We start from the raw sequence: 9823 nt of genomic DNA, 5'->3' as shown, positions 1-9823 counted from the left end.
CGCACCAGCCCTTATGGGTTCGGTGCGGGGCTTTTCTGCGTTCACGGGCAGGTGTTCGGTGTGCCGAGAAACGCAGATGAGCCGGCGATGGTCGGTCGTTAGGATCCCGATCATGAGCGATGACTATGTGATCAGGGCCGTACGGGGCGACGAGTGGGAGAAGGTGAAGGAGCTTCGGCTGGTGGCGCTCCGGGATCCGGCTGCGGCCGTGGCCTTCCTGGAGACCGAGGAGGGGGCGCTCGCCCAGGGCGACGAGTTCTGGCAGCAGCGTGCCGCGGGGGCTGCCGAGGGGCGAGGTGCCCGGCAGTTCATCGCCGAGGCCGGTGACGGTCGTTGGGTCGGGTCCGTGACCGTGCTCATCGAGGCGCAGGGCGGCACCGATTACTTCGGTGAGGCCATCGAGCAGCAGCAGGGCCACCTGGTCGGGGTGTTCGTACGCCCCGAGCAGCGAGGCAGCGGGCTCGTGGAGAGGCTGTTCGACGCCGCGCTGGAATGGGCCTGGTCGCTGGAGGAGCCGGCGACCGCGCGGGTGCGGTTGTTCGTGCACGAGGACAACCTGCGGGCGGAGAGCTTCTACCGGCGGTACGGGTTCGAGGCCAGCGGTCTGCTGATACCGCTGGAGACGGGCGCCAAGGAGCGGGAGTACGTCCACACGCGCCCGGGAGCGTGAGGAGGGAAGAGGACACTCCTGTCGAGGAGCGGTTCCTGCTGATCGAGTGTCATGCCGATGAGACGGCTCTGACAGCCTTCGGCAAGGAGCTCCCGCAGCCGGCCGCGAACGAGGCGGTCGTGTTCCTCGGGTACAACTACGCGGACGTCCCGGTGGGACGGCAGTACACGTGCTGCTTCCGGCGGGACGAGGCCACGGACGTCGAGCGGGTGACCACGACCGTCGTCGCGGTCACCCAGCAGTACGGACGGTCCTGGGACCACATCCCCCACGGGTGGAAGACGCTCTCCGTGTTGCGGTTCGAGCCAGAGACCCCGGCGATGATCCGCGAACTGCCGCACGGTGGGCTCTGGTACGACCATCGCGGTTCCGTGTGCGTCTCCGACACGGACACGTGGGGGACGTACGTCGCAGGGGAGCAGGCCCGCGAGGGGGGTCCGTCAGGGGAGCACGGCTTCCGGCCAGCGGGAGCGGGCCTGTTCGCGGCTGCGGCACAGGGCGAGCAGGGGGAGCGTTCCCTCGGTCAGGAGTTCCGGGAGCTGGGGGATCGGGGCCACGGCGGCCACGTCGTCCAGCACCAGGGAGAGTGGTGGGTCGAGCCGACCGTGGGATGACCGTGCGGCCATGCGGCGGCCGTGCTCGACCACGTGAGAGGCGAGTGCGGTGAGCAAGGGCATCGCACCCGGGTGGGTGCGAGGGTCCTCCAGAGCTTCACCCACCACGTAGAGGGTGCCCCCCTCGGTCACGAATGATGCCAAGGTGAGGGCATCTGTTCGGTTCGGATTGCATGCCTCGCGGATGTGGATCGAGGTCAGGCAGGACAGGGCACGGGCCGTCAGGTTCTGGGCCAGCTCGCGGCGTTCGGGGTGGGCGGTGAGGGCGCTCTCCAGCTCGCCGGCCGCGCCGGGGGCGGCCTGGGGGTGCGTACGGAGGATGCGTACGGGGTCCTGGGCGCTGTTGCCCTGGGCCCAGCGGTGGAGCAGCTTGAACGGGCGGTCCTCCAGGGCGGCGGCCTGCAGCCAGCTGCGGAGGAGGGTTTCCGCGGTGTCGGCCACGGCCGCGTCCATGCGGGCCTGGGGTCGTACGGGGGCCAGCAGGGCGATCGCGCGGGCGGCGGCGGTGTCGCGGTCGGCGCAGCCCTCGGCCGGGTTCCAGTGCATGCGGGCCGGGGTGTCGCACAGGTGGGAGGGGTCGTAGAGGAGGACCGGGCCGAGTTTTGCGCGGGCGTCCTTGGTCTCGGCCCAGAGGGTGGGGGAGGAGGTCACGACGAGGGCCGCCCCCTCGATCTCCCGGATGCGGTGTGCGGCGGCGCGGAAGCGGTCGCTCGGGCCGCCGTAGGTGAGGCCGTTCGTGTCCGCCGGGTCGTGCGGGAGGGTGGCTGCGGCTGCCGGCTGGGGGGCGTAGCCGAAGCCGTAGCGGTAGGCCTCGTCGGAGGGCGCCGGCGCAGTTGCCGGCGCCGGCGTGGCGGAGCCGCCGGGGGCGCTGCCCCCGGAACCCCGCGTCTCGAACGCCGGCGGGGCCGGGGTGGCCGCGGCCGGCTCGGAGAGGGCTGGGACGGGAGACTGCGCCGGCTGTTCAGCCAGGGCGCGGCGGGATTTGGTGCGGGCGATCACGCCGATGGCGAAGACGGTGAGGACGAACATCACCAGGAGCTGGCTGACGAACAGGCCCCAGAAGAGGCCCCAGCCCGACAGGGCCGCCGGGTCGGTGTCCGGCCAGGCGGCGGGGATGTCGTGGGGTTGCGCTATCAGGGCGCGGACGGCCCCCGGGGTCCGGGTGAAGGTGACCGTGTCGGGCCAGGAGCCCTTCGCGAGGACGGCCGCGAGGCCGGTGGCCGACCAGACGAGGACGGCGAGGCCGAGGAGGAAGGCCAGGAGGCCGACCAGCAGGCCGTCCGGGACGCCGCCGCCGCGCGCGGGGGGCTCCGTACGTCGTGCGTCGTGCATGGTCAGGCCACCGTGGTCGCGGAACCGGGGCCGCCGCGGCGGCGTTCGATGGACAGGGCCCTTTCCTCCGCCTCCAGTTCGGCGGCGAGCATGTCGGCGGGGAGGCGGGTGGGGGCGGAGGACTCGGTCATGGCGCGGTCGGTGAAGACGAGGGGGCGTTCGGCTTCGGTGATCAGGTGTTTGACCACCTGGACGTTGCCGTTGACGTCCCAGACGGCGATGCCGGGGGTGAGGGTCGGGATGATTTCGACGGCCCAGCGGGGGAGGCCCAGGACCCGGCCCGTGGCTCTGGCCTCGTCCGCCTTCTGAGCGTAGATCGTTCGGGTCGAGGCCATTTTGAGGATGGCCGCCGCCTCGCGTGCCGCCGCGCCGTCGACCACGTCCGAGAGGTGGTGGACGACCGCGACGAAGGAGAGGCCCAGGCGCCGGCCGAACTTCAGCAGGCGCTGGAACAGCTGGGCCACGAAGGGGCTGTTGATGATGTGCCAGGCCTCCTCGACCAGGAAGATGCGCTTCTTCCGGTCGGGGCGGATCCAGGTGTGCTCCAGCCAGACGCCGACGATCGCCATGAGGATCGGCATCGCGATGGAGTTGCGGTCGATGTGGGAGAGGTCGAAGACGATCAGTGGGGCGTCGAGGTCGATGCCGACGGTGGTGGGGCCGTCGAACATGCCGCGCAGGTCACCGTCGACGAGGCGGTCGATGACGAGCGCGACGTCGAGGCCCCAGGCCCGGACATCGTCTATGTCGACGTTCATCGCGAGGGCGGATTCGGGCTCGGGGTGGCGCAGTTGTTCCACGATGTCGGTCAGGACCGGCTGGCGCGTGGTGATGGTCTCCACGACGTAGGCGTGCGCGACCTTCAGGGCGAAGCCCGAGCGTTCGTCCAGGCCGTGGCCCATGGCCACCTCGATGATGGTCCGGAGCAGCGCGAGCTGACCGGTCGCGGTGATGGCCGGGTCGAGGGGGTTGAGGCGGATCCCGTCGTCGTTGGCGGCGATGGGGTCCAGGCGGATGGGGGTTATTCCCAGCTGCTGGGCGATCAGGTTCCACTCGCCGACGCCGTCCTCGCCCTGGGCGTCGAGGACGACGACCTGGCGGTCCTTGAAGCGGAGCTGGCGCAGGACGTAGGTCTTCTCCAGGGCGGACTTGCCGTTTCCGGATTCGCCGAGGACCAGCCAGTGGGGGGCCGGGAGCTGCTGTCCGTACAGCTGGAAGGGGTCGTAGATGTAGCCCTTGCCGCTGTAGACCTCGCGGCCGATGATGACGCCGGAGTCGCCGAGGCCGGGGGCCGCGGTGGGCAGGTAGACGGCTTGCGCCTGCCCGGTGGAGGTGCGGACGGGCAGGCGCGTGGTTTCGACTTTGCCGAAGAGGAAGCTGGTGAAGGCGTCCGTCAGGGCGGACATGGGATCTCGCATGGGCGGCACTTCCTTCCAGCTAGCGTCGGATGCCGGTGGCGAACGGCAAGGTGTTGACGAAGGCGCGGTGGTGCTCGCGGTCGCACCATTCCAGCTTCAGGTAGGACTTGCCGGCGGAGGCGCGGATCGTCCGCTTGTCGCGGGCGAGGGCCTCCGGCGAACGCGAGGACACCGTGATGTACCCGACGAGGTTGACTCCTGCCGCACCGCTGGCGAGATCTTCACCTCTTTGGTCGAGCCGGCCGTGGGCGGCGATGTCGCGGGGGTCGACGGTGCGGTTCATCTTGGCGGCGCGGGAGGCGTCGGCCTCGTCGTTGGTCTTCTCGGTGAGCATGCGCTCGATGGCGACCTCGGTGGGCTCCAGGTCCATGGTGACGGCGACCGTACGGATCACGTCGGGGGTGTGGACGAGCAGCGGGGCGAGGAAGTTGACGCCCACGGGCGTCATCGGCCACTCCTTGACCCAGGCGGTGGCGTGGCACCAAGGGGCGCGGGTGGAGGATTCGCGGGTCTTGGCCTGGAGGAAGGTGGGCTCCACGGCGTCGAGCTCGGCGGGCCAGGCGTTGCGCTTGGTCATGGCCTGGATGTGGTCGATGGGGTGGTCCGGGTCGTACATGGAGTGCACGAGGGAGGAGAGGCGGCCCTGGCCCAGCGGCTGGCGGACGCGGATGTCGGCCTCGGCGAGGCGGGCGCAGATGTCGGTGAGCTCGCGGGCCATGACGATGGCGAGGCCGGCGTCGCGGTCGAGCTTGCGGCCCTTGTGGGGGGTGCCGGCGCGGGCGATGGCGTTGGCCTCGGCGGCGAGGTCGCGCGTGTAGTGCATGCAGGCGACGAGGTACGCGCGGTGCTGCTCGGAGGAGGTGGACACCATCGACTGGAGCTGGTCGTAGGAGTCGCGGAGCCAGCCGGGGGCCTGGGTGTCGCCGCGCTGGGCCACGTCCTTGGCGTGCGCGTCGGGGTCGGCGGGGAGGGTGCGGGCGAGCATCTGGAGGCGGGTGACGAAGCCGTCGCCGTTGGCCACGTGCTTGAGGAGGGTGCCGAAGCGGTCGACGAGGGCTTCTTGGTCCTCGCTGTCGCGCAGGCCGACGCCGGGGCCCTCGATCTCGATGGCTGCGGTGACGGTGCGGCGGTCCGCGTGCAGGAGGACGGCGATCTCGTCGGGGCCGAAGGGGGCGGCGAGCCAGTTGATGCGGCCGATGCCGGGGGGCGGGCCGACCTCGACCTCGCGGCCGTCGGAGCCGCGGATGCCGGCTTCCATGGCGCCCGAGCGGTAGGTCGTACCGCGGCGCAGGGTTCGCTTGTAGCTGCGGCTGATCTCGAACCAGCGGTAGAAGGTGCGGCCCTTGTACGGGACGTACACGGCGGCGAGCGCGATCATGGGGAAGCCGGCGAGGCTGACGATGCGCAGGGTGAGGTCGGGGACGAGCAGTCCGCTCATCATGCCGAAGAACGCCCCGGCGATGATCAGGGCGATTTCGCCGGTCTCGCGGTTCTTGCCGACGATCGCGTTCGGCCGGGCTCGGCCGATGAGATACGTGCGGCGGGGCGCGACCGGGTGCAGCTGGTGGGACTGGGTCGTCAACGCCCGTCACCTCCTGTGTTCCTCGTGCTCGAGCTCGTGCGGGGCGGGGGTGCGGCGGAGGGGACAGATCCGCCGCCGCCGGCTCCGCCGCCGGAGGTGGGTCGGCTGCTGTGGGCGGCCACGCCTCCGGAGATGGGGTTGGCGGGGCGGGGCGCGTTGTTGCCGCCGCTGCCGCCGTCGCCGCGGTGGGCGCCGCGGCTGCTGTGGGTCTTGATGCCCTGCGAGACGAGGGAGGCCGGGGAGCTGATGACGGCGGCCGCTTGGGCGCCGTCGGTGGCCTTGCTGCGGTTGGAGCGGGCGGAGGCGATCTCGTCGCCGAAGCCGGGGACGAAGCGGTAGATCATCGCGGAGGCGAAGATCGCCAGGAGGATGATGGCGAGGCCGGTGACGACGGCGGAGAAGGCGTTGGGGCCCTTTTCTCCGGTCAGGGCGCCGGCGAGGCCGAGGACGATGACGATGACCGGCTTCACGAGGATGACGGCGATCATGATGCCGGCCCAGCGGCGGACGTGGCCCCAGAGGTTGCGGTCGACGAGCCCGGAGTAGACGACGACGCCGAGGAGGGCGCCGACGTAGAGGAGGGCGGCCCGGATGAACAGCTCCAGGTAGAGCACGCCGGCGGCGAGGACGGTGACGAGCGCGACGACGATCAGCATGATCGGGCCGCCGCCGATGTCGTCGCCCTTCTTGAGGGCTTCGGAGAAGGAGCCGAAGAAGACGTCGGTCTGGCCGCCGGTGGCGGAGGCGATGACCTCGGTGACGCCGTCGGTGGCGGAGACGACGGTGTAGAGGATGAGGGGGGTGAAGGCGGAGGCGAGGACGGTGAGCCAGAGGAAGCCGATGGCTTCGGACATGGCGGTGGTGAGGGGGACGCCGCGGACGGCTCGCTTGGCGACGGCGAAGAGCCAGAGGACGAGGGTGAGGATGGTGGAGGCGGCGAAGACGACGGAGTACTGCTTGAGGAAGGCGGGGTTGGTGAAGTCGACCTCGGCCGAGCCCTTTACCGCTTCGCTGAGCTTGGTGACGATCCAGGAGGCGGCGTCGGCGCAGCCGCGGGCGAGGGAGGCGAGGGGGTTGAGGGCGTCGGCCGGGTCGGTGGGGGCGAGACCGGGGGCTCCGCCGGTGCTGCCGCCGTTGCCGCGCTCGCAGTATTCGCGGGCAGGTCCCGCGATCAGCGCACAGGGGTCATTGGTCGTGGTCGGTGCCGGAGTGGTTGGTGCCGGAGCGGTCGGGTCCGGGGCCGCTGCCGCGGGGCCGGCGGAGAGGACGACCGCGATCTGGACGGCTGCTGCCGCGGCGCCGACGCCGAGGGCCGAGAGCCTGGCGCTACCGGGCATAGGTGAACCCTCCGAATTCGGTGACAGCGCTACTGATCTCGGCGGATCCGGACACGGCGTTGTCACCCGTGACCGGGGTGGGGCCGTCCTTCTGAGCGGTCTCGACGACCTTCCAGTCGGAGCCGTTCCACTTCATGGAGACGGAGATGGTGAACCAGCCACTGGTCACCGGCCGGGTGGACTTCTCACCGGTGAGTCCGAACATTCCGATGCACCACACGTCAACGGCGGCGGTCTCGCCGGCGAAGGTCTTGACCTTGGTCCCGGCGGGGACGGTCCGGTTGACGAAGGCGGAGCCCGCCGGGGCGAGACCGTCCTTGGTCAGCCCGATCTGCGAGAGCAGTCCGGCCGAGTAGTCGGCGTCGAACCCGGCCTGGAGCTTCGCCCGTGTGCTGGCGTCGGAGACGGCGTCGACGATGGCGCGTCTGCGTGCGGGATTGAACATGGCGTCAGAACCCAGCGCCACCGCGAAGTTGGCGGCGGCCGATTGGGCTCCCTGTTCGTCGTGGGCGAAGCCCTTGGGGATGCCTGCTGTTCTGTCCGTCACCGGGTTCGTGCCCGTGGCTGCCGTGGAGGAGTCCGTCGGGGGTTTGTCCGAGGCGGGGTCCGACTTGGTGTCCGGGGCCGAGTTGGCGAAGGCGATGGCGGCGATCAGGAGGACCACCACGCCGACCACGGTGATCAGGCTGCGGGAGGCGCGGGGGGTGCGGCGGGTGGGGCCGTACGGGTCGGTCGGGGAGTCCGGGAGGCGGGTGCGGGTCTGGCCGGTGCCGCCGACCTCGCCGTAGCCGCCGGCGCCGCCGTACTGGTCGTCGTTGCTCATTGCCTGTCCGCCCCCTCCGCGTCGTACGACGGTAGCGCTGGTTCCCGCGTGGATGTGGTGTCGTGATGCGTCATCAGCTACGGGGTCCGGCGCGTGACCCGGCTAGACGGCCATCCCGTAGACGATCGTGAACAGCGTCCCGAGGGAGCCGATGATGAAGACTCCGGTCAGCCCGGCCACGATCAGGCCCTTGCCCTGTTCGGCGCTGAACGTGTCGCGCAGGGCGGTCGCGCCGATGCGCTGTTTGGCCGCCCCCCAGATGGCGATGCCCAGGCAGAGCAGGATCGCGACGGCCATGACCACCTCGATCATGACCTTCGCTTCGTTGCCGAGACTGCCGAAAGGCCCCCAGTTCGGGGCGATTCCGCCGATGATGGTGGTGATGTCGCCCTTTTCGGCTGCCAGGATCATGTAACTCACCGCCCCTGTATGGGTAGTTCCGGAAGCCCCTTGCCCGACGGCAGGGGTTACGCACTATCTTCGCTGATGAAACCGCCGCCGTCGTCGACTTGACGGCTCTCTTTACCCGATCTCGCGGCTCGCGCTCCGCTTCCGCGCTCTGACCTGGGCAGGGGCGGGGTGTAGGCGCGAGAACATGCGGTCACTCTGTGTATCACGGGGGGTGACGCCGGGCAATGATTGTCGTCTCGACGTACGGGGGGTGGGGTGAGGGGCCGCCGTTCGGAGCAGTGGTGTGGCGTGTCGTTGGGCCGGCCCGCCGACATGCGTCCGATCCTCTTCCTGCCGTTTCATCGGTGCGCGGGAGCGTGACTGTGGAGTGGTCGGCGGGGTTGTCAGTGGGGTGCGGCAGGCTGGGGAGCATGACGACTCCATGGACTCTCGCGGACCTCGAGGCGGCCATCCGGGCGGGATGGTCGGCCGAGACCTGCGAGCCCTCCGACATCACGAAGATCCCCTGGACTCCGGAGAATCCGGGTTGGGGGCACTGTGACATCACGGCCCTCGTGGTGCAGGACCTCGTGGGTGGGGACCTGATGCTGGGCGAGGTGTTCCACGACGGCCGGCAGGAGGGCTACCACTGGTGGAACCTGCTGCCCGGGGGCGTCCGTATCGATCTGACGCGGGAACAGTTCCGGCGGGGGGAGACGGTCACGCCGGGGCGGATCGTGAAGCGGCCTCCGGGGCGGTTGCGCAGGCGGTGGGAGGAGTACCAGCTGCTGCGGCAGCGGGTCATCGACAAGCTGGGGCCGTTGCCGGGGGCGATGGTGACCCAGGACGGGCGGCGGCTCGCCTATACGGACTTCGGGGGGCCGGGGGCGCCGCTGCTGGCGCTGCACGGGCACTTCGAGGCGGGGGCGACGGCCTTCGAGAGGCTGGCCCAGGAGGTGGGTCCGGCGTGGCGGGTGATCGCCCTGGACCAGCGGGGGCACGGGAGGTCCGACCGGGCGGCGGAGTACACGCGGGACGGGTACGTGGCGGATGCGGTCGCGCTGCTGGAGCAGTTGGGGCTGGGTCCGGCGGTGGTACTGGGGCACTCGCTGGGCGGGGTCAACGCGTACCAGCTCGCGGCGCGGCGGCCGGACCTGGTGCGGGCGGTGGTGGTCGAGGACATCGGGGCGGTGGTCGACGGCGACCTGTCGTTCGTGCGGGAGTGGCCGAGGCGGGCCGCGACCCGGGCCGGGTTCCTGGCGGGGGCGGGGAGGTCGGCGCCGTACCTGGAGAGGTCCCTGCAGGAGTACCCGGACGGGTGGGGGACCGCGTTCGAGACGGAGGACATGGTGGAGTCCCAGCGGGGGCTGAACGGGGACCACTGGGGGGACTGGCTGGAGGTGCGGAAGCCGACGCTGCTGGTGCGGGGGGATCGGAGCGGGGTGCTGTCGGCGGAGCACGCGCGGGAGATGACGGTGCGGAGGGCGGGGGTGCGGTTGGTGGAGCTGCTGGCGGGGCACTCGGTGCGGGTCGGGGACCCGGAGGGGTTCTTCGCCGCCGTGCGGGGGTTTTTGGCGCGGGTGTGAGGGCGTGAGGGCGTGAGGGGCTGGGTGTGCGGGTGTGCGGGGGCTGGGCGGGTGCGGCACCGCTGTCGGGG

At 71.0% G+C, this 9823-nt stretch carries 8 protein-coding genes; 2 read left to right on the top strand and 6 right to left on the bottom strand.

Translation table 11 applies throughout. The annotated features are described in order from the left end of the window. The first annotated feature begins 112 nt into the window (after positions 1-112). A complete protein-coding gene (locus tag AB8A24_RS41980; protein ID WP_369479132.1) occupies positions 113-670 on the top strand; it encodes a GNAT family N-acetyltransferase in 558 nt (185 codons plus the stop codon). 440 nt (positions 671-1110) lie between these two features. Here AB8A24_RS41980 and AB8A24_RS41975 read toward each other — a convergent pair whose 3' ends face one another. The 6 genes from AB8A24_RS41975 to AB8A24_RS41950 all read right to left on the bottom strand — a co-directional run bounded on the left by AB8A24_RS41975 (position 1111) and on the right by AB8A24_RS41950 (position 8187). Continuing rightward, positions 1111-2616: a type VI secretion protein gene (locus AB8A24_RS41975; RefSeq protein WP_369479131.1), complete on the bottom strand. Its 1506-nt coding sequence runs from the start codon at positions 2614-2616 to the stop codon at positions 1111-1113. Positions 2617-2618: 2 nt separating this feature from the next. Then, positions 2619-4034, bottom strand: a complete 1416-nt coding sequence (locus AB8A24_RS41970; RefSeq protein ID WP_033227127.1) for an ATP-binding protein — start codon at positions 4032-4034, stop codon at positions 2619-2621. 19 nt (positions 4035-4053) lie between these two features. Beyond that, positions 4054-5616, bottom strand: a complete 1563-nt coding sequence (locus AB8A24_RS41965) for an SCO6880 family protein (protein WP_030733202.1) — start codon at positions 5614-5616, stop codon at positions 4054-4056. Next, complete coding sequence (locus AB8A24_RS41960) at positions 5613-6953, bottom strand: hypothetical protein (RefSeq protein WP_328962693.1); 1341 nt, start codon at positions 6951-6953, stop codon at positions 5613-5615. The genes AB8A24_RS41965 and AB8A24_RS41960 overlap by 4 nt, the downstream gene beginning before the upstream one ends. Further along, the gene (locus tag AB8A24_RS41955; protein WP_328962694.1) at positions 6943-7776 is read right to left on the bottom strand and encodes a hypothetical protein; all 834 of its coding nucleotides are present in this window, start codon (positions 7774-7776) and stop codon (positions 6943-6945) included. Before AB8A24_RS41955 ends, AB8A24_RS41960 begins: the two co-directional genes overlap by 11 nt. A 102-nt stretch (positions 7777-7878) precedes the next feature. Next, a complete protein-coding gene (locus AB8A24_RS41950; protein ID WP_008742356.1) occupies positions 7879-8187 on the bottom strand; it encodes a hypothetical protein in 309 nt (102 codons plus the stop codon). A gap of 410 nt (positions 8188-8597) precedes the next feature. Between AB8A24_RS41950 and AB8A24_RS41945 the strand changes: the two genes are divergently transcribed. Continuing rightward, a complete protein-coding gene (locus tag AB8A24_RS41945) occupies positions 8598-9752 on the top strand; it encodes an alpha/beta fold hydrolase (protein ID WP_369479130.1) in 1155 nt (384 codons plus the stop codon). The last annotated feature ends 71 nt before the right edge of the window (positions 9753-9823 follow it).

It is taken from the genome of Streptomyces sp. BF23-19, assembly GCF_041106355.1.
In the GTDB taxonomy this organism is placed as follows: domain Bacteria; phylum Actinomycetota; class Actinomycetes; order Streptomycetales; family Streptomycetaceae; genus Streptomyces; species Streptomyces virginiae_A.
This window is presented reverse-complemented; position numbering and strand designations above follow the sequence as displayed.